This is a genomic window from Halomonas sp. 113, assembly GCF_904067645.1.
Lineage (GTDB): Bacteria > Pseudomonadota > Gammaproteobacteria > Pseudomonadales > Halomonadaceae > Vreelandella > Vreelandella titanicae.
Map to the genome: position 1 here is coordinate 2,502,633 of NZ_LR881453.1, position 24,089 is coordinate 2,526,721.

Sequence of the window (24,089 nt, forward strand, 5' to 3'; positions counted from 1 at the left end):
TGCTATTTTTAATTTCCTTTTAGTTTACCCCTTCTTTTAGAGAGTATGCCCTTAACTGGGGTTTTTGTGTTTCTGGCTTTTAGACTCCTCCTTTATTGTAGCTAGCGCGGCATCACCTTAATGCGGTTACCCGCCATATGGGTGAGCGGCTCAGGCCTGCCCAGCAAATACCCCTGCGCGTAGTTGATTCCCATGTGGTGCAAAATATCCAGCGTTGCCTGGGTTTCCACAAATTCAGCAATGGTTTCAATTCCTAACGCCTTGCCGACGGCATGAATCGCCTCAACCATCGCCCGATCAATCGGATCCTGATGCACATTGCGGATAAAATTACCGTCAATTTTCAAATAATCGACGGGCAACTGCTTCAAATAACTAAAAGAGGAGAGGCCGGTACCAAAGTCATCCAGTGCAAAGCGACAGCCGTACTCTTTAAGGGTGACAATTATTTCACTCACGCTTGAGAGTTGGGCAATGGCGGTGCTTTCGGTAATTTCAAAGCAGAGCGTGCCGTGGGGCAGGCCTGCCATGGCGACCTGAGTAATAAGGTCGTGACAAAAATCCGCATCGGAAAGCGACGCACCTGAAAGATTGATCCCCCATAAGCTGTGAGGTGGCAGCGTCGCATGGCGGTTTTGATCCCCTAGCCAGGCTAGGGTGTTACGAATCACCCAGCGGTCAATGCGCTCCATAAAGTGATAACGCTCGGCAGCGGGTAGAAAGCTACCTGGCGCGATGATCTCTCCATGCTCTTCAAGTCGCAGCAGAATTTCCCGGTAGCCAGGGCCAGTGGCGCAAATGGCTGCAATGGGTTGGGCGAAAAGACGGAAGGTGTCGTTATCCAAGCCATTTTGCAAGCGTTGTACCCACTGCAGTTCGCCGTGTTTCTCCAGTAATGCATGATCGTCAGGCTGATAGCAGTGGATGCGATTGCGGCCTGCCTCTTTCGCGGCGTAGCACGCAGCGTCAGAGGCGTGGAGAGCCTGGCTCAACTGCATGGGCTGAGCGGCGTTGAGTTCAACCAAACCAATGCTTACGCCGATACCAAAGGTATGGCCCTGCCAAGAAAAACGATACTGCTCAATATCGCAGCGTAACGCTTCCGCAATCGTCAATGCTCGCTCTATACCGCAATCGGGTAGCAACAAAGCGAATTCATCGCCACCCAGGCGGGCGGCGATATCGCTGCTGCGCACATGGTCTTTAAATTTTAACGCCAATTGGCGCAGCAGCTCATCTCCAGCGAGATGGCCGCAGGTGTCATTGACGATTTTGAACTGATCGAGATCCAGGTAACACAGCACATGGTGGCCATCGTCGCGATTAAGTAGCGCAGTCAGTGCTGATTCGAAGGCGCGGCGGTTGAGCAGGTCGGTCAGGTTGTCATGGCTGACCTGATAGCTCAGCTGTTCGGTCAACTGGCGAGTGAGGCTAACATCCTGAAAAACGACCACTGCACCTAAGGTAATGCCGCTGCGCGAACGTATTGGTGAAGCGCTGTGTTGGATGGGGGTATGCGAGTGATCACGACTGACCAGTAGGCAGTGCTCGGTGGAGTGCACCGGAGTTAGTTGAGTGAGCACTTGCCGGGCCGGGTTGTTTAGCGGTTGGCCACTGGCTTCATCGAGTAGTTGATACACCACGTAAATGGGTTTATCCATGGCCTCTTCGAGTGTCCATCCGGTCAAGCGCTTAGCTTCCGCATTGATAAACGTTACGTTGCCACTAGCGTCGCAGGTAATAACGCCATCACCGATCGATGCCAGGGTAGTACGGGCAAGGTCGCGTTCGCGGTTTAACTGCTCCTGCAGCTGTTTGCGCTCGGTAATATCGCGCACCATCCCTGAGCGCTCTGACGCGGAACCGCTGGCTCCTTCGCTGACTTGTATTTCCAGGTGGCGCACCTGCATATCTGCGCAGCGGCGTTTAATTTCATGGCGTGCTCCGGGGCTGAGGGAGCGGGTTGGCAATAGCTGCGAGACAGGTTGGCCAATAATCTGTTTGGCGTCGACCTCGAAGAGTTGCTCCGCTCCAGGGTTAAGGCTGGTCAGGGTGCCGTCTGCCTGCCAGGTAATCACGCCATCGCGGAGATTGCGAAGCATCACGCGGGTATGTCCAACGGCGCTTTCAAGGGCAGCGGTTACGCGATTATAGCTCGCCGCTATTTCGCCCACTTCGGTAAACGGGTCGGCGTCAATTCGCTGGCGCATATCACCCTGCTGTTCATGCTGGCGCATATGCTCAAGCAGTTGGTTCAACTCATTTTTGGCGCCATGCTCGGCGAGATTGAGGCCCATCTTTTCTGCTTCAGGTGAGACGCGTATGGGCAGGAAGCGCCGGGTAATGCGGAACAGTAGCCAGGCGCTGCCAAAGCTCCAAACGCCGCACACCACAACACCGATCAACTGAACGCCAAACTGAGCGGATCGCGACAAGCCACTATCCATCAGTGTTAAGTCAGCGACCCAGGGCAGTGCTAGCGTACCCCATACGCCCGCGACGAGGTGCGAGGGTATGGCGCTGACTGCATCATCAATATGTTTGCTTATCAGCCATTCGCTGGTCAGTACCATCAGTACGCCACTAACCGCACCCAGCCCAAATGCCGCCGATAAGGAGATCACATGAGCGCTGGCGGTGACGGCGACCAAGCCCGCAATGGCGCCATTAATCGCATACATAACGTCGGCGTAGCGCCGAGTGCGTAGCCCCATCAGCATGCCCGAAAGGATGCCGCCGACGGCGCCCAAAACAGTATTGGCTATTATGCTGGGTATTTGCTCGGTAACGGCCAGGGTGCTACCGCCGTTAAAGCCAAACCAGCCTAAGATCATAAACAGTGCGCCTAACATGGCGAGGGGTAAGTTGCCTGAAGGGAAGGCAGTAGGTGGTTTACCGTGGCTGAAGCGTCCGCTGCGTGGCCCAATACACAGTACCGCTGCCAGGGCGACCCAACCGCCTACGCTATGTACGACCGTGGAGCCCGCAAAGTCGACAAACCCTAGCGCCCCTAACCAGCCTTCCGCGCCATCCAAAAGCCCGCTCCATGCCCAATGCCCAAAAACCGGATAGATAACCAAGGCTATCCAGAGGGCCGTCCAGGTATAGGCTAAAAAGGGCATACGTTCTGCCACTGCGCCCGACACAATGGTAGCGGCGGTGGCGCAGAACATTGCTTGGAAAATAAAAACGGTAATCACCCAGTGGCTGGAGGCTTCTAATTGCCAACCAAACAGCGTTGTGCCGATTAAGCCGTGGTGAGAGTCGCCAAACATGAGACCAAAACCGACTAACCAAAAAATACTGACGGCAATGGCAAAGTCCGCTACGTTTTTCATAGCGACGTTGATAGCATTCTTGGTGCGCGTAGTGCCCGCTTCCAGGCAGAGAAAGCCAGCTTGCATCACAAATACCAGAGCAGCGGCCCAGAGCACCCAGAGCATATCGAGCAACGAGCTGTCCAAATTTAGCGTGGTAGGCATGGTGTTTTCCTTAGTATCTTTTGGTGCAAGTGCGCTTCTTTTTGGTGCTTTGTTTGTTTTAAGCGGAAGGAGGGGGAACCGTTGCACCGGTGCTAACTGACTGCTATTCAGGTTTCCTAATAGAAACTAAGCAATTGTTATGCCGCTAATAGTGAAGTCATCCTTTTTAACGCTAATGGCAGCATTAATTACTGATTTTTAGAAATAAAATAGCGTTTTCTACTGTGTTAATGCGCATTGATTGGTGATATTTTTCAATTAGTTATAGATCTTCAATTGTGGTTCATAAACGCTGAAAAGGGAGTGCATCAAGATGGCGCGTCAAACGGTAGTTTTGGGAGCAGGCATGGTCGGTGTCAGCATTGCCTGGCATCTGCGCCAGCGTGGGCATGAGGTGACCCTGGTAGATCGCCTTCAGCCTGGCCGCGAAACCTCGTTTGGCAATGCGGGTATCATTCAGCGGGAAGCGGTAAGGCCTTACCCTTTTCCCCGCGACGTTAAAACGCTCCTCAGCGTTTTACCTAACCGTCGGGTAGATATTCGTTACCGCCCCGCGGGTATGGTCAACGCCGCCTCCCCGCTATTGCGCTACTGGATGAACTCAGCGCCGAAGACTTACCAGAAAATCGTGCCGGAATACGCCTCACTGATTCAGCTTTCGCTAAAAACCCACGGCCCGATGATTGAAGCCGCAGGCGCTGAGCACTTGGTGCGCAGGCAGGGATGGCTTGAGCTATATCGCACGCCTGAAAAACTTGCTGCGCGGATAACCGAGGCCGAAGAAGCACGGCGCCTTTATGGCGTGCAGTTTGAGCAACTGGATAAGGCGGCTCTTGCGCAGAAAGAGCCCTCTTTGAGTGACACCATTATCGGCGCAATTCACTGGCTTGATCCCTGGACGGTTGCTGATCCAGGTGGGTTGGTCGCGGCTTACGCCCAAGCGTTTAGTAATGATGGCGGGCGTATTTTGCAGTCGGATATCAAGTCGGTTCAGCAAATGGGTGATCGCTGGCAGGTCAATACCGCTGCTGAAGCGTTAGAAGTAGATGACGTCGTCGTGGCGCTAGGGCCCTGGGCGGGAAGCTGGCTAAAAGAATTGGGCTACCACTTTCCTACCTTTGTAAAACGTGGCTACCACATGCATTACGCGCCTCAAGCGCCAGCCAAGCTAAATTTCTGGGTTATGGATGCCGAGGTGGGCTACCTGCTGGCGCCGATGAACGCAGGGGTTCGCTTGACTACCGGCGCTGAGCTTGATCGCTTGGATGCGCCTGCTGATGTCAATCAACTGGGCGCCGCCGAGAAAGTGGCACGCAGCGTGTTCCCCTTGGGCGAGCGACGCGATGACGCCCCTTGGAAAGGCGCGCGCCCCTGTTTGCCCGATATGAAGCCAGTGATTGGGCCTGCGCCAAGGCATCCAGGGTTGTGGCTTGCCTTTGGCCATGGCCATCAGGGGTTCACTCTGGGGCCCGCCACCGGTCATCTAATGGCGGATATGATGGAGGGGCAGCCCACGGCCATCGATATGGCACCATTTCGTGCTGATAGGTTCTAACTAGCGCTTTATTTATTAATGATCAGGCGAGTTAGGCCGATAGTAATAGACGCTAGCACCAGTAATAGAGACGGTATCTTTGCGCGTGATCTAATGCTTTGCTAGTTTATAAGTACATTTGCACACCATGAGGTGGATATATGGATGTAGGCATCAGCAGTTCAGTCAGTGCATCGCTGTATATGAATCAGGCGCAAACCGCCGAACAGGCTCAAATGCAGGTTTTCAAAGAAGCTTTGGATACGCAAGCTGATCAAGTAACTGAAATAATGGCCTCTGCCGATACTGGCGCGCAGCCAGATCTAGCTAAAGAGGGCACCCTAGGTACGCAGGTAAATACCTTCGCCTAGCCCCCGGCTTTGGTGGTGGTTAACATCGGCCTTGTGCCACTTTGTAAGATTAAAACGCTGACTTGTTCAGCGTTTTTTTTGGCCTTTTTCAAGAGCGTCACATTTGACGCCACCCGCGACAACAGCCGCCTCCAAGCGTTACAATTGTCGCAATGGACATGGCTCAACGCGCGGTGGCCAGTTAGCGAAAGCTGCTGAGTGAGTGCTGCGAATGAGACCCTATATTTGAAGAGGCACAATGAAAGAGACTCAATTAGCCCGTGAAGCCGAGCTTCGCAGGACATTCGCTATTATTTCGCACCCCGACGCCGGTAAAACCACCATTACCGAAAAAATGCTGCTATTTGGGAATGCCATCCAGTTAGCCGGCTCGGTGAAGAGCAAGCGTAACGATCGCCATGCAACGTCAGACTGGATGAAGATGGAGCAGGAGCGGGGGATCTCGGTAACGACCTCGGTGATGCAGTTCCCCTACGGCGGCCGCATCGTCAATCTGCTGGATACACCGGGTCACGAAGACTTCTCTGAAGATACCTACCGTACGCTTACGGCGGTTGACTCTGCCTTGATGGTGATCGACGGCGCCAAAGGTGTTGAGGATCGCACCATTAAATTGATGGAAGTGTGTCGTCTGCGCACCACGCCGATCCTCACTTTCATCAACAAAATGGATCGCGATATCCGTGATCCCATTGAGGTGATGGATGAAGTTGAAACGGTACTGAATATCCAGTGTGCGCCGATGACCTGGCCGATTGGCATGGGTCGCCACTTTAAGGGCGTTTATCACCTTTATAACGACGTGATTCATCTTTATACCCAGGGGCAGGGTAGCCGCATTCCCGAGGATAAGCGCATTGAGGGTTTGGATAATCCCGAAGTGGATGCTGTGCTTGGAGAAGAGCAGGCCGAAGAGCTGCGCATGGAAGTCGAGCTGGTGCGCGGTGCCTCCCATGAGTTTGATCTGGATGCTTACCGGAGGGGGGAGCTTTCACCGGTCTATTTCGGTACCGCCATGGGTAACTTTGGTGTGCGTGAAATGCTTGACGGTTTTGTCGAGTACGCGCCGCCGCCCCAGGCCCACGAAACCGATACGCGGGTAGTCACATCTGATGATGAGCGCTTCACCGGCTTCGTGTTTAAAATCCAGGCCAATATGGATCCCAATCACCGCGACCGCATCGCTTTTTTGCGCGTCTGCTCGGGTAAGTACGAAAAGAACATGAAGATGCGCCATGTGCGTATCGGCAAGGACGTTAAGATTGCCGACGCCTTGACCTTTATGGCCTCCGACCGCTCCCAGGTAGAAGAGGCTTGGCCCGGCGATATTATTGGCCTGCATAATCACGGCACGATTCAGATCGGCGATACCTTTACCGTGGGCGAAGATATGCGCTTTACCGGCATACCCCACTTTGCCCCCGAGCTATTTAAGCGCGTACGGCTTAAAGATCCACTTAAGATGAAGGCGCTACAAAAAGGCTTGCAGCAGCTTTCCGAAGAGGGGGCTACCCAGGTCTTTATGCCGATGGACAACAACGATCTGATTCTCGGCGCCGTAGGTACCCTGCAGTTCGATGTGGTCGCCCACCGTCTCAAGGAGGAGTACAAGGTCGACTGCCTCTATGAAGGTGTCAATGTCCAGACAGCTCGCTGGGTCTACTGTGAAGATGCCAAAAAGCTGGAAGAGTTCAAGCGCAAGGCCAGCGCCAACCTGGCGATCGATGGCGGTGGTTATCTCACCTACATTGCGCCTACCCGGGTGAACCTGCAGATGACTCAGGAGCGTTGGCCGGATATTCGCTTCCAGCCTACCCGCGAGCACTAATCCCTATATGTCAGGCGTTCCCATGCTGATAGATGCTCATTGCCATCTCGATTTTACTCAGTTCGATGATGATCGGGCTGAGGTGTTCGAGTCCGCTAAGGCAGTGGGTGTCGTGCACTTTGTGGTACCGGGGACGACCCGTTCGCGCTGGCAGCAGGTGCTGGCGCTCGGCGAGCGGCCGGATACGTCGGTATGCTTGGGCTTGCACCCTTACTTTGTCGATGAGCATCAAGCGTCGGATATCAACGCGCTTGATCATTTGCTCGCTGAGCACCCTGAGATAGTAGCAGTGGGCGAGTGCGGTATTGATGGTCGCTTTACCGACACGCTTGAAGCGCAGTGGCACTACTTTGATGTCCAGCTGAAGCTAGCGAAACAGCATTCTCTGCCGGTAGTGGTGCACTGTGTCCACGCCAACGATAAGGTCGCCAAGCGCCTACGCCAGCTTGCGCTTCCAGAGGCAGGGCTGATTCACGCCTTCTCAGGCTCCATTGAGCAAGCAACCAAGTTTCTCGATCTGGGCTTCAAGCTGGGGTTGGGCGGCGCAGTCACCTATGAACGCGCCAGGCGGTTACGGCGAACCGTTGAGGGACTGCCTGACGATGCCTTTGTGCTGGAAACCGACAGCCCCGATATGCCGCTTAGCGGCTACCAGGGCATGCGTAATGAGCCATGTCGAGTGGCTGAGGTATGCAGCGTTGTTGCCGCACTGCGCGGGCAAACAGAGGAGCAGGTCGCAGCTCAGAGCAGTAATACCGCCGCGACGCTGTTTGGCTTGCCTTCAACCTAGAATAAGCCTAGCCGTTAAGGCTAACTGCCAGCTGTTCAGGGTCAACGCGTTCAATCGTATAGGGTAACGTGAGAAGTGTCGCTGGCACCCCATCTAAATAAAGTTGCATAGTTTCTTCGGCGACTTTGGTGCTCATGACTGCCAGTAATTCGACGCCGCCTTGATGATTAAACGCACTGACCACCACTTCACCTACCGCTTTATCGTCACTATTAACCACGCTAGCACCTGCTGCGGGCAGTGAGTCGGCTTCTAAGCTAATACGCATCAAGCGCTTTTTCACCTGACCCCGGAAGTGTGCTCGGGCGACGACTTCCTGGCCGGTGTAACAGCCTTTTTTAAAGCTAATGCCGCCCAGCGCTTCCCAGTTCAGCATTTGGGGCAGGAAGTGATCCTGTTGGGTATCGGTTAGCCACGCCAAACCGCTACGAATATCCTCAAGCTGCCAAGCGTTACGGCCCGCTTGGTCATCCTGAGCCGACGCTAAATCGACCTTGCTGTCGTTTGCGAAACACAATAGCCAGCGCGGTGTCTCACCAGGGTAGCGGATTGCGCAGGCCTGATCGTTGCTAGTATGGGGGCCTACTTGATCAGCTAGCGTCAGGCCCAGCTGATTCGCAAGCGATTGGGCCTCATCGCTGGCACCAATGAATACTAGGTCGCGTTGGCTGGTTAGTTCAGCACGGTAAAAAGCGGCGAATTTTTTAAGATGACTCTCTAGGCTATCCAATAGGGTATTACTGAGCAGTAGCCGATAATGCTCTTCGCCCAAGCGCATTAGCTGGGCGTTGGCCAGCATGCGGCCCTTAGGCGTGCAGAAACAGGTGAGCGGCGCAAAGTGCCCGTCGGCCAAGCTGACTTGGGCGCTGGTCTGGCCCTGTAGGAACTTTTCTGCATCCGCCCCCTTCACATCCAGCGCGGCTAAGTGGTTAAGGCGGACGCTGCCAAGGGCGGGGGTGCTAGCGGTAACGGTCGCCATAAAAACTCCTGCAAAAGTGGGAAAGCGTTCGATAGTGATGCATTCAGTACGTAAAAGTAAAAGTGCCTTGAATGCTATTAGGTGTGGGCAGTCGTCACTGATTGCAAGGCACCATTAGCGTGCTAGACTCTTTCTCTTGTATCAGTTTTGCACAGGGCAACAGGTAGGGAAACGCTATGGCACAGCAGTCGTTGACATTCCAGGGTGTTAAATCGGTCGATCAGGTGAACAAAATCACCACGGCGCTCATGATGCTTGATGGCGTTGATAGTGCCGAAGTGGGGCGCCATGGTGCCGATGTGGACGGTCGGGCAAAACGCGAGACGCTGATTAATGCCATTGAAAAACTCAAGCTAGGCGTAAAGGTATCCTAATGCACCCTCCCATTACCGTGATCAGTGAACGCAACCATGTCTTTAGGCAGCGAGTTGAAGTCAATGGCTTGGAAGATCTATATGCCGATGTGCCACCGATAGTAGGTGGCGAGGGCAGTGCCCCTGATCCCCACGACTATTTCGATATTGCTCTGGGTACCTGCAAGGCGGTTACCGTGCAGATGTACGCCAAGCGTAAAGAGTGGCCGCTTGAGGGTATTACCGTCACCGTGCAGCGGGACGATAGTCAGGAAAAAAAGGGCATCTACAAGCTAGACGTGGCATTAACACTGCACGGTATTGAAGACCCCGAACAGCGCGCCCGGCTGGAAGATATTAGCCACCGCTGCCCGATTCAACGCCTGATGACCCAGTCTACGGTCGAGATCGCCACCCGGTTAGTTTAAATTATATCTTTTATAGGAGCACCGATGAGCAAAGCCTTTCGATTGCAGTCAAAATTTCAGCCCGCTGGCGACCAGCCTGCTGCTATTAAAGGGCTGATTAGTGGCCTGGAATCTGGGCTTGCTCACCAAACGCTGCTTGGCGTGACCGGGTCGGGCAAAACCTTCACCATGGCCAATGTGGTGGAACAACAGCAGCGCCCGACCATCGTGATGGCGCCGAACAAGACCCTGGCTGCCCAGTTGTATGGCGAATTCAAGGCGTTTTTCCCGGATAACGCCGTAGAGTATTTCGTCTCCTACTACGACTACTACCAGCCGGAAGCCTATGTGCCTTCCTCGGATACCTTTATCGAGAAAGATGCCTCGATAAACGACCATATCGAGCAGATGCGGCTTTCGGCCACCAAGGCACTGCTAGAAAGGCGCGATGCGCTGATTGTGGTATCAGTGTCAGCGATTTACGGCTTGGGTGACCCCGACCAATACTTAAAGATGCGTCTGCACTTCACTCGCGGCGAGTTGATTGACCAGCGCGCTTTCCTGCGGCGCTTGGCAGAGCTTCAGTACACTCGTAATGATATGGATTTCCGCCGCGGTACTTACCGGGTGCGCGGCGATGTGATCGATATCTTTCCTGCCGACTCTGACGAGGAGGCGGTGCGGGTAGAGCTGTTTGACAGCGAAATCGACACTATCCGACTGTTTGATCCGCTCACTGGCGCTGTCCGCGGGGAGGTGCCAAGGATGACTATCTATCCAAAATCGCACTACGTCACCCCCCGGGAAACGATTCTGGGCGCCATTGATGCCATTAAAGAGGAGCTCAAAGAGCGACTGGAGTGGATGCGTAAGCATGAACGGCTGGTAGAAGCACAGCGTCTTGAGCAGCGCACACTTTACGATATTGAGATGATGCTGGAGCTGGGTTACTGCAACGGTATCGAAAACTACTCCCGCTACCTCTCTGGGCGTGCCCCCGGCGAGCCACCGCCTACTTTCTTTGATTACCTGCCCGATGACGCACTGCTATTTATCGACGAGTCCCACGTCAGCGTGCCCCAGGTAGGTGGTATGTACAAAGGCGACCGTTCGCGTAAAGAGACCCTAGTCGAGTATGGTTTCCGGTTGCCTTCGGCGTTGGATAACCGGCCCATGAAGTTTGAAGAGTGGGAGGCCATTTCACCACAAACCATCTTTGTTTCCGCCACTCCAGGCCGCTATGAGGGCGAACACGCTAGCCAGACCGTTGAGCAGGTGGTGCGTCCCACCGGGCTGCTGGATCCTGAAATTGAAGTGCGTCCGGCCAGTACCCAAGTAGACGATCTGCTATCGGAAATTGGACTGCGCACTGCAGTAGGTGAGCGGGTGCTGGTGACCACGCTAACCAAGCGTATGGCGGAAGACCTGACCGAGTATTTTGACGAGCACGGCATTCGAGTGCGCTATTTACATTCGGATATCGACACCGTCGAGCGGGTTGAGATTATTCGTGACTTACGCCTGGGCAAGTTTGATGTGTTAGTGGGCATCAACCTGCTACGTGAAGGCCTGGATATTCCCGAAGTATCGTTGGTGGCAATTCTCGACGCCGATAAAGAGGGCTTTCTGCGTGCCGAGCGCTCGCTGATACAGACTATTGGCCGTGCTGCCCGTAACGCCCACGGCAAGGCGATTCTTTACGGTGATCGGATTACTGACTCGATGCGCAAGGCGATTGATGAAACCGAGCGTCGTCGCGCCAAGCAGACTGCTCATAATGAAGAACACGGTATTACGCCAACAACGGTTACCCGCTCAGTGGCCGATATCCTTGAAGCCGCCCAGGCACCAGGCAAAAAGAGCAGTCGCCGCCGTGGCAATGAGCGCAAGGTGGCGGAAAGCGCCGCCGAGTATGATGTCACCACGATGAGCAAGCAAGATCTGCTGGGCGCTATCAGTAAGCTCGAAGACGCCATGTTTGAGGCAGCACAAAATCTGGAGTTCGAAGAGGCGGCCCGGCTTCGCGACCAGCTCCATCAAATGAAAGACAAACAGCTGGCGCTGGGCTAGCGGTATGCCAGAAGGCCCAGAAATTCGCCGCGCGGCGGATCGTATTGAGCAGCAGATAGGTGGACGGGTGATCGACGATGCCTGGTTCGCTTTTCCAGAACTTGCCGAGCAGGCAGCCTCATTTATTGGTGTTCGGGTTGCCCGAGTAGATACCTGGGGTAAAGCAATGCTGGTCCGGTTTGCCGATCAGCGCGTGCTTTATTCCCACAACCAACTTTATGGTGTTTGGAAGCTGCATAGCGAGGATAAGCCGCCTAATACCAAGCGAGCGCTGCGGGTTCGATTGAGCGCAGAAGGGCACTGCGCCAGCCTCTATAGCGCCTCCGATATTTCCCTCTGGCACGCAGAAACTCTCACCGAGCATCCTTTCTTAGCCCGCCTGGGCCCTGATTTGTTGAGTCAAGACGTGGCTCCCTCCGATGTGCAGCAGCGGCTGAATTTAAAGCAGTTTCATAAACGCAGCCTGGGGGCACTGCTGCTTGATCAGGGGTTGGTCGCCGGGCTGGGCAACTATTTGCGCTCTGAAATCCTTTTTTTCTCCCAGCTTCCGCCAAGCGCTCGACCGGTGGATTTAACCCCAGAACAGCAGCAAACTCTGGCTGACTGCATCATTGATGTTACCCGGCAAGCCTACCAAGCCGCAGGTGTTACTAATCGTGAGGCCTGGATTGCTCAGGCCAAAGCAGCGGGTGAGCCGCGCAGGCAGTGGCGTTTTGCGGTTTTCGAGCGGGCAGGGCTTGAATGCCACCGCTGTGGAACGGTGATTGAGCGTACAATGGTTGGGTCGCGAAGGCTCTATTTATGCCCATATTGTCAGTCGGCGTGAGTAGGGTTATACCGTTATCTTGCTTAAGAAATACCATCAACTAAAGCCCTAACCATAGTAGTCAGATAGGTGCCAGGGATTGCTGCTGCGTAAGTGCCAATACGGTATACTGGTAGCACGCTAAGACGGCACCTCCGCGGGCGCGGAGGGGAAGCCGCTGACTAGACGATAACCTAGGAGCTATTAGTCCATGACCGTGATTCGCCAGGACGACGTTATTCAAAGCGTTGCCGATGCTCTGCAGTACATCTCTTACTACCATCCCAAAGATTTCATCGATGCCATGGCAGCCGCCTACGAGCGCGAAGAGAACCCTGCCGCCAAAGACGCCATCGCACAGATTTTGATTAACTCACGCATGTGCGCCACCGGGCATCGCCCAATCTGTCAGGATACCGGTATCGTCACCGTATTCGTTCACGTGGGTATGAACGTTACCTGGGAAGCGGACATGAGCTTGGACGACATGATCAATGAAGGTGTTCGTCGTGCTTACCTGCTGCCAGATAATATCCTGCGCGCCTCGGTGCTTGCAGATCCTGACGGCAAGCGAGCCAACACCAAAGACAACACCCCGGCGATTATTCACCACTCGATTGTGCCCGGTGATAGTGTCGATATTCACGTGGCTGCGAAGGGCGGCGGTAGCGAAGCAAAATCCAAGTTTGCCATGCTGAATCCCTCTGACAGCGTGGTTGATTGGGTGATGGAGCAACTGCCAAAGATGGGCGCTGGCTGGTGCCCACCCGGCATGCTGGGGATTGGTATCGGCGGCACCGCCGAAAAGGCCATGATGATTGCCAAAGAGGCGCTACTCGATCCTATCGATATTCAGGATCTACAGGCCCGTGGCCCCAGCAATCGTGCCGAAGAGCTGCGTTTAGAGCTGTTTGATAAAGTCAACAAGAGCGGTATCGGTGCCCAGGGGTTAGGCGGCTTAACCACCGTGCTGGATATTAAAGTCAAAGACTATCCAACCCATGCGGCCAACAAGCCCGTCGCGATTATTCCCAATTGTGCGGCGACCCGTCATGCCCACTTTACCCTGGACGGTTCTGGCCCCGCGGTACTTGAAGCGCCGAAGCTTGAGGATTGGCCGGAAATTACTCGCGAGGCGGGTGAAAACGTCAAACGTGTCAATCTTGACACGGTGACGCCTGAGGAGGTTAAAACCTGGCAGCCTGGTGATACGCTGCTGTTGAACGGTAAGCTGCTCACGGGGCGCGATGCTGCTCATAAGCGCATGGTCGATATGCTGGCCAAAGGCGAGCCGCTGCCCGTGGATATGAAAGGTCGCTTTATCTACTACGTGGGCCCGGTTGATCCCATTGGTGACGAAGTCGTTGGCCCCGCTGGCCCAACGACCGCCACGCGGATGGATAAATTTACCCGCACTATGCTGGAAGAGACTGGCCTGTTAGGCATGGTCGGCAAAGCAGAGCGTGGCCAAGCCGCTATTGATGCTATCCGTGACAATGAAGCCGTGTACTTAATGGCGGTCGGTGGGTCGGCTTATCTGGTCGCTCAAGCGATTAAAAAATCGCGGGTAGTGGGCTTCGAAGACTTAGGCATGGAAGCAATCTACGAGTTTGAGGTTGAAGATATGCCGGTGACCGTAGCCGTTGATAGCCTAGGCACATCGGTACATCAAACCGGGCCTGCGAAGTGGAAAGAGATTATTGCCCAATCGGCGTAATGGAGTGGTAAGGTTGATTAGGCTTTAGACGCATAAGGGCCTCGCTGACGGCGAGGCCTTGTTCTATGTGAGGGCTTTATAAGGACGTGACTATGACCTCCTGGTTGCTAGGGACCAGCATCTTACTGATACACCTGCTTGGCATCGTTTCAGCCATTATGGCGCTGATGTCTAGTCGCACCTCTCAGGGGGCCGTGGCATGGATCATCTCGCTGCTGACGTTCCCTTATGTCGCGCTTCCAGCGTACTGGTTTTTCGGGCGTCCAAGGTTTTATGGCTATGTGTCTGCCCGCGGCCAGCGGGACACCGTGCTACGCCGGGTTCTAGTGCACTACCGGGCTAACGTTCAACCCTACGTTGCGCCCTCTACCAACGCCGATATTCAGGCGGTCGAGCAGCTTGCCATGATGCCGTTAACCCATGGCAATCAAGCGACACTGCTCATTGACGGGCCAGCAACGTTTGAAAGCCTGTTCGATGGTATTGACCGGGCGGAAAAATATGTTTTGGTGCAGTTCTTCATTGTTCGCGACGACGCTCTCGGGCAACGTTTGAAGCACCATTTACAGTGTGCTGCCCGGCGCGGCGTGCGGGTCTATTTTCTTTATGATGAAGTGGGTAGCCGCAAGTTAGCCGATAGCTACCTCAATGATTTAATCAGCGATGGGGTGGCCGTGAGTGCCTTTCGCTCATCGCGAGGCTTTAAGCACCGTTTTCAGCTTAACTTTCGCAACCATCGCAAAATAACGGTAATAGACGGCAAGGAGGGCTGGATAGGGGGCTTTAATATTGGGGTCGAATATCTCGGCGAGAACCCACGGCACGGGCCTTGGCGTGATACCCATCTCAAGCTTGCAGGACCCAGCGTACTGGGCTTGCAGGAGGCATTTTGGGAGGATTGGCACTGGGCGACGGATGAAGTGATTAGCCTGAACTGGATGGCCGATACGTGTTCCTCAGTGACCGACCACCATGTGGTGATCGTGCCTTCTGGGCCCGCTGACCGTCAGGACACCGCCAGCCTTCTCGTCCAGCAGGTCATTCATAGCGCCAAGCAGCGGCTGTGGGTGACTAGCCCCTATTTCGTCCCTGACCAGGGAGTTCAGGATGCGCTGCGGCTGGCAGCGATGCGCGGCGTCGACGTTCGGGTGATGATTCCAGAGCGCCCCGACCACTTGTTGGTTTTCCTCTCTGCGTTCTCATTTCTACCCGATATGTTAAGGGCGGGTGTTAAAATATACCGTTATCTTCCTGGTTTTTTACATCAAAAAGTCATGCTGGTAGACGACGAAGCAGCCACGGTAGGGACAGTCAATTTGGATAATCGCTCGTTTCGGTTAAATTTTGAGATTACCGCGTTTATTCCTAGCCGCGATTTTGCTACCAGCGTCGAGGCGATGCTGGAAAAAGACTTTGCTCACTGTCGGCGTGTCACCATCGATGAAATTAACCAGCGCCCGGTATGGATGAAAGTCGTTTCGCGGGCGGCCTATTTAATGGCCCCGGTTCAATAGATACGTCAGCCTAAAAGGAAAATCGAGATGCTCAAACGCAGGGTGAGACAAGGAGTCATGGGGTGAATCTTGAAACAAAATGGCTGGAAGATTTTGTAGCGCTAGCCAATACGCGCAGCTTCTCTGCGTCAGCACGCCAGCGACACGTGACCCAGCCGGCCTTTAGTCGCCGTATTCGCGCGTTGGAGCAGGCCGTTGATGTCACCTTGGTAGATCGTTCAACTACCCCCGTCGGGTTAACGCCCGAAGGGCAGCTGTTTTTGGTTACTGCGCGCAATCTGGTCGAACAGTTAAACGAATCGCTTAGCCATTTGCGCGGTCTCTCTATCGCCAATGAGGCGCTGGATATTGTCGCGGCGCACTCCCTGGCGTTGAGTTTTTATCCGCCTTGGATCTCTCGCCTGCAGCAGGGTTTGGGCGAGTTGCCGACCCGCTTGGTGGCCATGAATGTGGGCGAGGCAATACATGTGCTGCGAGAGGGCAACTGTGATCTGATGCTCGCCTACTATGACCCTTTTGCGACGATGCAACTGGACGCTGAAGTATTCCCCTCTTTCTCAATTGGTAAGGTCAATATGCTGCCCGTTTCGTTACCCGACGAGCATGGGAAAGCAAAATTTTCACTCCAGCACGACACTTCCATTCCCTATCTTTCGTACACTCAAGGGGCCTTTTTAGGGCGCAGTGTGCGCATGCTGCTGAAAAATGACCCGCTGCGTATGAAGCTGCGTACGGTATATGAAACGGCCATGGCTGAAGGCCTGAAGGGAATGGTATTACAGGGCGTTGGCGTAGCATGGATCCCCGACTTTTGTATTCGTGAAGAGCTGAAAAGTGGCCGTTTGGTGAGGGCAGGCGACCCTAGCTGGGATATCCCCCTGGAAATCCGCTTATATCGCTGCTCGATGGTGCATAAGCCCGGCGTAGAGCGTTTATGGCGGCAGATGATGAAGCTGCCGCGGGATTTCCTACAAGCCTAGGGCCTGTTGACGTTTAGCTACTGCCAAAATCTGCGGGTAGCCCTAAAAAGTTCTGAATGATGAAGAAGTGATCTTCAAACAGGCTGTCGGGCTCGAGATCTGCAAGTGCTACCCAGCGCGCATGATCACCGCCTTTAACGGGCTTTAGGCGTGGCAGCTGCTGATCGGGGCGTAGCGCAAAATAGAAAGCTTCCGCCAAGGTGCGCCCGCGCCAGCTGCGGTGGGGTTCATCAAACAGGCGTTGCCCACGCAGCGAGCCTTTGAGTACAGGCTCAGGAACCTTTAAGCGAATGCGTTCGCGAAGTTCACGCAAGCAAGCATCCAGCAGCCGTTCATGGGGGTTAATAAACCCTCCCGGCAGGGCATAAAGGCCTTTGCCCGGTGCCGCCGTGCGTCGTACCAGCAGCACATGGCCTGACTGCACGACCACTGCGTTGACCGTGACAAAAATAGGCGGGTAGGGCGCGTGAGCCCAGGCCTGACGGTACTGATCCAACAACTGCTGCTCTTCGATCAGGCGCTGATAGGCGCCCTCATTGCAAAAGTGTTTGACGCTCTCCACCACCCCTGGCGGTAAATCGTGGTAAGCGCCGGTACTCAGGTAGTCATTCGTTGAGCTCGGCGAGCGAAACAGTCGCTCACGTATTTGGCTGGCTGAAATCCCCTCCACCGACGGCACGCTGACAGACTCCCACTGAGGAAACAGTGAAAGGTAGTAGCTTGACTGGCCGCGGCTGGCTCCGATCAAGCCAATACGTGGTAGGCGAGCATTGGCAGGTGCAGCTAAATCGCGCACTTTGCGCTGCACATCGCGCACCCAAACATCGTCGTTATAGAGGGCGTCGAGTAGCGGGGTGATCTCCAAGCGTTGATTATCGGCGTCGTCAAATCCCGCGCGAAGCATGGCTTGTCGTTCGTCGAATCGCCAGGGGTTACGCAGTGAGCGAGCCTGCCAAGAAGAGCCTACCAACACAATGACCTGCCGTGCGCGTTTGAGCGCTTCACGAATGACCGCGAGATGCCCCAGATGTGGCGGCTGAAAACGGCCAATAAACACCAAACAGTCGAAATCGCAGGCAGTCGCAGAGCGCGAAGTATCAGTGGCCATCCAAGCTTCCTTTTTCGTTTGGTGAACTCAGAGATGCAACCTACCAGAAAACTGCGCTAAACGCTGTGGTTAGGTATGCTAGAAAAATAGGATGTTGATAACGCTTATAAAAAGCCCCGTTACCCAGAGCACAGGGAGTGAATATGATTAAACGCGCCGCTATCTTTTGGTGGAAAGTAGTCCAAGACGCCACGTCACTATGGTTGGAGCGTAATGCCTTTAGCTACGCAGGTTCGCTAGCGTTCTATACACTTTTCTCATTGGCGCCTACCATTATTATCGCTGTCACAGTTATCGGTGTCGTGATGGGAGAAGAGGCGGCTCAGGGACAAATTGTAGCGCAACTGCAAGGTACCTTAGGGGTTGACGCAGCTGTCGCTATTCAAGACGCCGTCGCTCAATCCAGGATTGAGGAGTCGGGTATCCTGCCAACGCTATTGGGCGTAGGAGCCCTGGTGATCGGTGCAACAACCGTTTTCGCCCAGATGCAATTTTCGCTCAATACCATTTGGGGCGTAACGGCAAAGCCCACTTCTAATAGCGCTTTACGTTTTATTAAAAGCCGGTTGCTATCGTTAACGGTGGTGCTCTCCATCGGATTTATACTGATGGTATCGCTGGTATTAGGCGTCGTTTTGCGCGGTATGCTCCAGGCCGCCGATAATCTGGTGCCTTATGCCAGCTTACTGACAACGTCAGTTGAGTCGCTGGTCTCGCTGGCTGTGGTCACCTTACTATTTGCCACCATTTTTAAAGTACTTCCCGACGTTGTGTTGCGCTGGCAAGATGTGTTGATTGGCGCAGTCGTCACTGCCGTACTGTTTACTATTGGGCGCAGTGTAATCGCGATTTACCTGGCGTATACGGCTACAGCATCTACCTATGGCGCCGCCGGGTCGGTAGTCATGATTTTGCTATGGGTCTACTACAGTTCACTAATATTGCTGTTTGGGGCGGCGTTCACCCGCTCATTGCTACTACGCCGTGGCCGCCCGCTGATTCCGCGTAACAGTGCAGTGATTGTCAAACGTGAGTATGTTTAACACTCCGTTCAGAAGCGCCAAGGTAAGGAGGTAAGTATGAGTGATTGCTGTGTACGTGCCCTTGTGACCGGTAAGGTGCAGGGGGTCTGGTATCGCCGGGCTACCCAAGAGAAAGCCCTTCAGCACGGTATCACCGGCTATGCCAAAAACTTGCCCGATGGCCGGGTTGAAGTGTTGATGTGTGGTCACTCCGACGCAGTCAAGCTGCTAAGCGAATGGCTATGGCAGGGCTCAGAAGGTGCACAAGTTACCCATGTAGAGCTCGAGGTGCTGGATAACTGCCGCGCCCCGAGCCACTTTGCCACCCAGTAAAGCCTATTGGGAGCCTCTAATGAGACGGCAGGTCTCTATTGGGCACCTTTCCATTCAAGGATATTGTTAGCTGTCAGGCTAACAATATTCTGGCGCGCTTCTGGTGTAATCCAGGCGTTGTGAGGCGTGACAATTAAGTTTAGCGGCTCGCTGAGTGCATCCAGTAGTGGGTGCCCATCTCTGGGTGGTTCAGCGGGCAGTACATCAACGCCTAATCCACCCAGCTTGCCGCTACGCAGCGCCTCTAACGCTGCCACTTCATCGATAACCCCGCCGCGGGCGCAGTTGACCAGTAGCAGTGAGTTCTTGGCGCGCGTTAAGCGCTCCCGATTGATCAAGTGCTTGGTGGCCTCGCTCAACGGGCAGTGCAGGCTGATAACATCGGCATCGGGAAGCAGGTCGTCCAGGGCAGGGCGCTTATCATTAGCTTCGTTGCCGGGGCGGGCGGCGAAGGTGACTTGCATGCCAAAGGCTTCCGCCAAGCGTGCTACTTCGGTACCTAACTCGCCTTGTCCGACCATCACTAGCTGTTTACCTGCCAGTTGGAGCGTTGGGTAATCCTGCAAACAGAAGAAGGCGCTACGCTGCCACTCGCCTGCGGCGACATCGCGCTGATATTGGGGAAGACGATTGGCTAACGCGAGCATGAGCATCAAAGTGTGTTGGGAAACGCTGGCAGTGCCGTAAGCCGCGACGTTTTTAACTTCAATGTTGTGTTCTTTTGCGCTTTCAAGATCGATATTATTGAGACCTGTCGCCAATACGCATATTAGCCGCAGTTTTGGCAGTTGCTGCAGCGTTTCGGCGTCCAGCACTACCTTGTTCACGATCGCTACATCGGCGTTAGCAAGGCGTTCCCGCGCTTGTTGCGTGGTACTCTGCTCAAACACCTCAAGGTTTGAAACCGTCTCTTTAATGGCGGCCAAATTGATCTCGGGGCCGAGACTTTGCGCATCCAGTATCACCGCATGGGGCATTTTCTTCTCTCCATTAACCGCAGGGGGCTGTATAACCTTGCTCGTCAGGGGGCACAAAAGGGTATAATGGCGGCGCTTTATCAACCGCAGCCTTGGAATTTACCCCGACTGGCCACATATTGCAGCCTGGCAGCGTTTGTGTTCGCCATTGTTCTTTCTTTTCAGAACGAGTCTTTTAGATAGAACTGGATTTGTCAGAGCTGGGTCTTTAGAACTGAGCCTTTAGAGCTGGGTCTTTAGAATCAGGCCTGTCAGAACTAAGCTTGTCAGGGTTGAGCTTATTAGGAGTCATTAAGATGCCCATCTATGAATATGAGTGCAAGGCCTGCGGCCATCGCATGGAAAAATTGCAGAAGATTAGCGCCGATCCTCTCAAGGATTGCCCTGCATGCCAAAGTGATGGCTTGGAACGGCTTGTCTCGGCAGCGGGATTCCGTTTGGCCGGCGGCGGTTGGTACGAAACTGATTTCAAAACGGGTAGCAAAAAGAACCTGGCCGCTGATGGCAAAACTGCCTCTGCAGATGCCGGTAAATCAAGCGATTCCAGCGCTACCGCTAAGAGCGACACTCCCAAAGACAAGGGCGCCGCGGCATAGCCGCGGCAGTCAGGGTCGGGACGCCCGCGACACACTCATTGCCACGTAACAGAACAGGATTTGACATGCGCAGCCATTATTGCGGCCAGCTAAACGAAACTTTGGTGGATCAAACGGTTACGGTATGCGGATGGATTCATCGCCGCCGTGACCACGGTGGGGTAATTTTCCTCGATATGCGCGATCGCGACGGCATCGCACAGTTCGTGGTCGACCCTGATACCGCCGAGGCATTCGCTAATGCCGACCGTGCCCGCAGTGAATTTGTCCTGCGTATCACTGGTCGCGTTCGGCTGCGCCCAGAAGGCACCCAAAACGCCAACATGCCGACGGGTATGATTGAAGTGTTGGCAAAAGACGTTGAAGTGCTCAACACCGCCGTTACCCCGCCATTCCAGCTGGATGAGCATGGCAAGGTCGGCGAAGAAGTGCGCTTAAAGCATCGCTATATCGATCTGCGTCGCCCGGATATGATCGAGAAGCTGCGTCTGCGCTCGCGTATTTCTCATAACGTGCGCGCGTACCTCGAAAACCAAGGCTTCCTGGATATCGAAACGCCGGTACTCACCCGCGCTACGCCAGAGGGTGCTCGTGATTACCTGGTGCCTAGCCGTACCCACGCGGGTAGTTTCTTTGCACTGCCTCAGTCGCCGCAACTGTTTAAGCAGCTGTTGATGGTGGCGGGCTTTGACCGCTACTACCAAATTGCCAAGTGCTTCCGCGATGAAGACCTGCGCGCCGACCGTCAGCCTGAGTTCACCCAGATTGATATCGAGGCGTCGTTTGTGGAAGAGAACGACATCATGGGCATTACCGAAGCCATGATTCGTCAGCTTTTCCAGGACGTGCTAAAAGCCGAACTCCCTGAGTTCCCGCGCATGACCTGGCAGGAAGCGATGGATCGCTTCGGTTCCGATAAGCCGGATCTGCGTATCCCGCTGGAACTGACCGATGTCGACGACCTGATGCAGCAAGTCGATTTCAAAGTCTTCTCTGGCCCCGCCAGCGCGGATGATGGCCGCGTAGCGGCGCTGAAAGTACCCGGCGGCGCCAAGCTATCGCGCAAAGAGATCGACGAATATACCAAGTTTGTCGGCATCTACGGCGCCAAAGGCTTGGCGTGGATCAAGGTCAACGAGCGCGCCAAAGGGCTTGAAGGTCTGCAGTCTCCGATCGTCAAGTTTATGGAAAACATCGTTGAAGAGCTGCTCGACCGCGTGGGCGCAGAAGATGGTGACATCATCTTCTTCGGTGCCGATAAAGCCCGTATCGTTAACGAAGCCATTGGCGCGCTGCGCGTCAAGCTCGGTGCTGATCTGGAACTCTATACTCAAGAGTGGGCGCCACTGTGGGTAGTCGACTTCCCAATGTTTGAAGCCGACGACAGTGGTCGCCTGAGCCCGCTGCACCACCCCTTTACCGCGCCTTCCTGCACACCGGAAGAGCTCAAGGCAGACCCCGCCAATGCGCTTTCACGCGCTTACGATATGGTGCTCAACGGTACCGAATTGGGCGGCGGCTCTATTCGTATCCACGATCAGACCATGCAGAGCACGGTGTTTGAGATTCTAGGCATCGGTGAAGAAGAAGCCCAAGAGAAATTTGGCTTCCTGCTGGATGCACTTCAGTATGGTGCACCGCCTCATGGTGGCTTAGCCTTTGGCTTGGATCGCTTGGTCATGCTGATGGTCGGTGCCAAAACTATTCGTGAAGTCATCGCCTTCCCGAAAACCCAAAGCGCTGCCTGTTTGATGACCAATGCACCGGGCGAAGTCAGCCCCGAGCAGTTGAAAGATTTGAACATCCGCCTACGTCAGAAAGTCAAAGCGGAACCCGCCGCCGAATAAATCGGTTTGGATGGCTGCTCAACACCGACGCCACGGCGTCGGTGTTTTTGTATGTTCTAGTCACACGAGTATCGACGCCATGGAAGAGCAAAAGCCCGTCGTACCCATTCGCATTTTGGGCATAGACCCTGGCTCCCGGGTAACCGGTTACGGGGTGATCGACATTATTGGCGTTAAACCCTGCTACGTAGCGAGTGGCTGTATCCGCACGGCAGAAGGGGCCTTGGAGCAGCGCTTGGCGCAAATTTACGCCGGTCTTAGCGAAGTCGTCGGCCTGCATCGACCCTCCCAGGTGGCCATTGAGCGGGTATTTATGGCCAAAAATCCTGATTCAGCGCTGAAGCTTGGCCAGGCTCGGGGGGCGGCAATGGTGTGTATGGCCAATCATGGCTTGAGCCTTGCCGAGTACGCCGCGCGGCAGATCAAGCAGGCGGTGACCGGCCAGGGCGGCGCGGACAAAGAGCAGGTGCAGCATATGGTGACCGCCATTCTGCAGCTCTCCGCTACTCCCCAGGCCGATGCCGCCGACGCGTTAGCCATTGCGTTAACCCATGCTTATAACGGCTCTGTGTTTAGCAGCCATGGCTTGCCCGCTGCGCCATCTCGGGGCCGCCGTCGCTCAACTGGACGCTGGCGGCTTTAATTCCCGCTGTACCGCTGGCTGAACTACTGGTCACCTGTACAGAGTCGCTTTATAGTAATCACCTGTTTTTCACTCTATTTTTTTCATTCCGGTGCGAGCGTATTTATGATTGGACGTCTGAGTGGTCAGCTAGTGGCAAAGCAACCTCCCTGGATTGTGATCGACGTTCATGGCGTAGGTTACGAACTGGAAACCTCAATGAATACGCTGGTCGCACTTCCTGCGATTAAAGAGAGCGTCTCATTATTCACCCATTTAACCATTCGTGATGATGCCCACTTACTCTATGGCTTCGGCCGTGAGCATGAACGTGCTCTGTTCCGCGCCTTGATCAAGGTCAATGGCGTAGGGCCCAAGCTTGCACTCGCCATCCTGTCGGGTATGGACGAAGACGCCTTTATGCGCTGCGTCCGTGATGACGACAGCAAAGCGCTGACAACCCTGCCAGGAGTGGGTAAGAAAACCGCAGAGCGGCTGATTATTGAAATGCGCGACCGTTTTCCCGAGTGGGAAGATGGCAGCGACGCGCTACTGCCCCTTGAAGCCACCAATGGCCGTGCTTCTACCCGCGATAGTCTTGCTGATGCGGAAGCCGCGTTAGTTAGCTTGGGGTATAAACTGACTGAGGCGTCGAAAATGCTCGCCGATATCGACCCCAATCAGTCTACCGAAGCGCTGATTAAAGCCGCGCTCACCCAGCGCATGGGTGGCTAAGCAGGCAGCGGTGTGAGTA

Annotated in this window: 21 protein-coding genes; 17 read left to right on the plus strand and 4 right to left on the minus strand. The window is 54.6% G+C overall.

Annotated features, from left to right (window positions below; genetic code table 11):
• Window positions 1-101: 101 nt before the first annotated feature.
• Window positions 102-3,482: an ammonium transporter gene (gene amt, locus YERSI8AC_RS11715; protein WP_159176779.1), complete on the minus strand. Its 3,381-nt coding sequence runs from the start codon at window positions 3,480-3,482 to the stop codon at window positions 102-104.
• Between the two features lie 313 nt (window positions 3,483-3,795).
• Here amt and YERSI8AC_RS11720 point away from each other — a divergent pair, with 313 nt between their 5' ends.
• The 4 genes from YERSI8AC_RS11720 (at window position 3,796) to YERSI8AC_RS11735 (ending at window position 8,005) form a co-directional block, all read left to right on the plus strand.
• Window positions 3,796-5,037 (plus strand): NAD(P)/FAD-dependent oxidoreductase, encoded by a 1,242-nt coding sequence (locus tag YERSI8AC_RS11720; RefSeq protein WP_009286678.1) that lies wholly within the window; start codon window positions 3,796-3,798, stop codon window positions 5,035-5,037.
• Window positions 5,038-5,177: 140 nt separating this feature from the next.
• Complete coding sequence (locus YERSI8AC_RS11725; protein ID WP_022523503.1) at window positions 5,178-5,387, plus strand: putative motility protein; 210 nt, start codon at window positions 5,178-5,180, stop codon at window positions 5,385-5,387.
• Between the two features lie 238 nt (window positions 5,388-5,625).
• Complete coding sequence (locus YERSI8AC_RS11730) at window positions 5,626-7,215, plus strand: peptide chain release factor 3 (RefSeq protein ID WP_138801030.1); 1,590 nt, start codon at window positions 5,626-5,628, stop codon at window positions 7,213-7,215.
• Between the two features lie 22 nt (window positions 7,216-7,237).
• On the plus strand, window positions 7,238-8,005 hold the full coding sequence (locus tag YERSI8AC_RS11735; RefSeq protein ID WP_027959408.1) for a TatD family hydrolase: 768 nt from the start codon (window positions 7,238-7,240) through the stop codon (window positions 8,003-8,005).
• Window positions 8,006-8,012: 7 nt separating this feature from the next.
• Here YERSI8AC_RS11735 and ygfZ read toward each other — a convergent pair whose 3' ends face one another.
• Window positions 8,013-8,984: a CAF17-like 4Fe-4S cluster assembly/insertion protein YgfZ gene (gene ygfZ, locus YERSI8AC_RS11740; RefSeq protein ID WP_159176780.1), complete on the minus strand. Its 972-nt coding sequence runs from the start codon at window positions 8,982-8,984 to the stop codon at window positions 8,013-8,015.
• A gap of 176 nt (window positions 8,985-9,160) precedes the next feature.
• Here ygfZ and YERSI8AC_RS11745 point away from each other — a divergent pair, with 176 nt between their 5' ends.
• The 7 genes from YERSI8AC_RS11745 (at window position 9,161) to YERSI8AC_RS11775 (ending at window position 16,830) form a co-directional block, all read left to right on the plus strand.
• A complete protein-coding gene (locus tag YERSI8AC_RS11745; RefSeq protein ID WP_007114205.1) occupies window positions 9,161-9,358 on the plus strand; it encodes a hypothetical protein in 198 nt (65 codons plus the stop codon).
• Window positions 9,358-9,765 carry an OsmC family protein gene (locus tag YERSI8AC_RS11750; protein WP_022523500.1) on the plus strand — a complete coding sequence of 136 codons (408 nt, stop codon included), beginning with the start codon at window positions 9,358-9,360 and terminating at the stop codon, window positions 9,763-9,765. The genes YERSI8AC_RS11745 and YERSI8AC_RS11750 overlap by 1 nt, the downstream gene beginning before the upstream one ends.
• 24 nt (window positions 9,766-9,789) lie before the next feature.
• Complete coding sequence (uvrB, locus tag YERSI8AC_RS11755) at window positions 9,790-11,814, plus strand: excinuclease ABC subunit UvrB (protein WP_138801033.1); 2,025 nt, start codon at window positions 9,790-9,792, stop codon at window positions 11,812-11,814.
• A gap of 4 nt (window positions 11,815-11,818) precedes the next feature.
• The gene (nei, locus tag YERSI8AC_RS11760; RefSeq protein ID WP_138801034.1) at window positions 11,819-12,640 is read left to right on the plus strand and encodes an endonuclease VIII; all 822 of its coding nucleotides are present in this window, start codon (window positions 11,819-11,821) and stop codon (window positions 12,638-12,640) included.
• A 190-nt stretch (window positions 12,641-12,830) separates the two neighbouring features.
• Window positions 12,831-14,336, plus strand: coding sequence for a fumarate hydratase (locus YERSI8AC_RS11765; RefSeq protein WP_159176781.1), 1,506 nt, complete (start codon window positions 12,831-12,833; stop codon window positions 14,334-14,336).
• 92 nt (window positions 14,337-14,428) lie between these two features.
• Window positions 14,429-15,850, plus strand: coding sequence for a cardiolipin synthase (gene cls, locus YERSI8AC_RS11770; RefSeq protein WP_022523497.1), 1,422 nt, complete (start codon window positions 14,429-14,431; stop codon window positions 15,848-15,850).
• A gap of 62 nt (window positions 15,851-15,912) precedes the next feature.
• On the plus strand, window positions 15,913-16,830 hold the full coding sequence (locus YERSI8AC_RS11775; RefSeq protein WP_009286686.1) for a LysR substrate-binding domain-containing protein: 918 nt from the start codon (window positions 15,913-15,915) through the stop codon (window positions 16,828-16,830).
• 13 nt (window positions 16,831-16,843) lie between these two features.
• On the opposite strand, the gene YERSI8AC_RS11780 is transcribed toward YERSI8AC_RS11775, so the two are convergent.
• Window positions 16,844-17,938, minus strand: coding sequence for a bifunctional nicotinamide-nucleotide adenylyltransferase/Nudix hydroxylase (locus YERSI8AC_RS11780; protein ID WP_022523496.1), 1,095 nt, complete (start codon window positions 17,936-17,938; stop codon window positions 16,844-16,846).
• A gap of 143 nt (window positions 17,939-18,081) precedes the next feature.
• Here YERSI8AC_RS11780 and YERSI8AC_RS11785 point away from each other — a divergent pair, with 143 nt between their 5' ends.
• Both YERSI8AC_RS11785 and YERSI8AC_RS11790 read left to right on the plus strand, forming a co-directional pair.
• Window positions 18,082-18,981, plus strand: coding sequence for a YihY/virulence factor BrkB family protein (locus YERSI8AC_RS11785; RefSeq protein WP_022523495.1), 900 nt, complete (start codon window positions 18,082-18,084; stop codon window positions 18,979-18,981).
• 36 nt (window positions 18,982-19,017) lie between these two features.
• Complete coding sequence (locus YERSI8AC_RS11790) at window positions 19,018-19,293, plus strand: acylphosphatase (protein ID WP_022523494.1); 276 nt, start codon at window positions 19,018-19,020, stop codon at window positions 19,291-19,293.
• Between the two features lie 35 nt (window positions 19,294-19,328).
• Here the strand turns inward: YERSI8AC_RS11790 and YERSI8AC_RS11795 are convergent, their stop codons facing one another.
• The gene (locus tag YERSI8AC_RS11795) at window positions 19,329-20,270 is read right to left on the minus strand and encodes a D-2-hydroxyacid dehydrogenase (RefSeq protein ID WP_159176782.1); all 942 of its coding nucleotides are present in this window, start codon (window positions 20,268-20,270) and stop codon (window positions 19,329-19,331) included.
• A 296-nt stretch (window positions 20,271-20,566) separates the two neighbouring features.
• On the opposite strand from YERSI8AC_RS11795, the gene YERSI8AC_RS11800 reads away from it, so the two are divergent.
• From YERSI8AC_RS11800 to ruvA, 4 genes are all read left to right on the plus strand, one after another.
• The gene (locus YERSI8AC_RS11800; protein ID WP_133732523.1) at window positions 20,567-20,866 is read left to right on the plus strand and encodes an FmdB family zinc ribbon protein; all 300 of its coding nucleotides are present in this window, start codon (window positions 20,567-20,569) and stop codon (window positions 20,864-20,866) included.
• A 65-nt stretch (window positions 20,867-20,931) separates the two neighbouring features.
• Complete coding sequence (gene aspS, locus YERSI8AC_RS11805; RefSeq protein ID WP_159176783.1) at window positions 20,932-22,713, plus strand: aspartate--tRNA ligase; 1,782 nt, start codon at window positions 20,932-20,934, stop codon at window positions 22,711-22,713.
• Window positions 22,714-22,792: 79 nt separating this feature from the next.
• A complete protein-coding gene (gene ruvC, locus YERSI8AC_RS11810; protein WP_027959417.1) occupies window positions 22,793-23,356 on the plus strand; it encodes a crossover junction endodeoxyribonuclease RuvC in 564 nt (187 codons plus the stop codon).
• 105 nt (window positions 23,357-23,461) lie between these two features.
• Window positions 23,462-24,070 (plus strand): Holliday junction branch migration protein RuvA, encoded by a 609-nt coding sequence (gene ruvA, locus YERSI8AC_RS11815; RefSeq protein ID WP_159176784.1) that lies wholly within the window; start codon window positions 23,462-23,464, stop codon window positions 24,068-24,070.
• The last annotated feature ends 19 nt before the right edge of the window (window positions 24,071-24,089 follow it).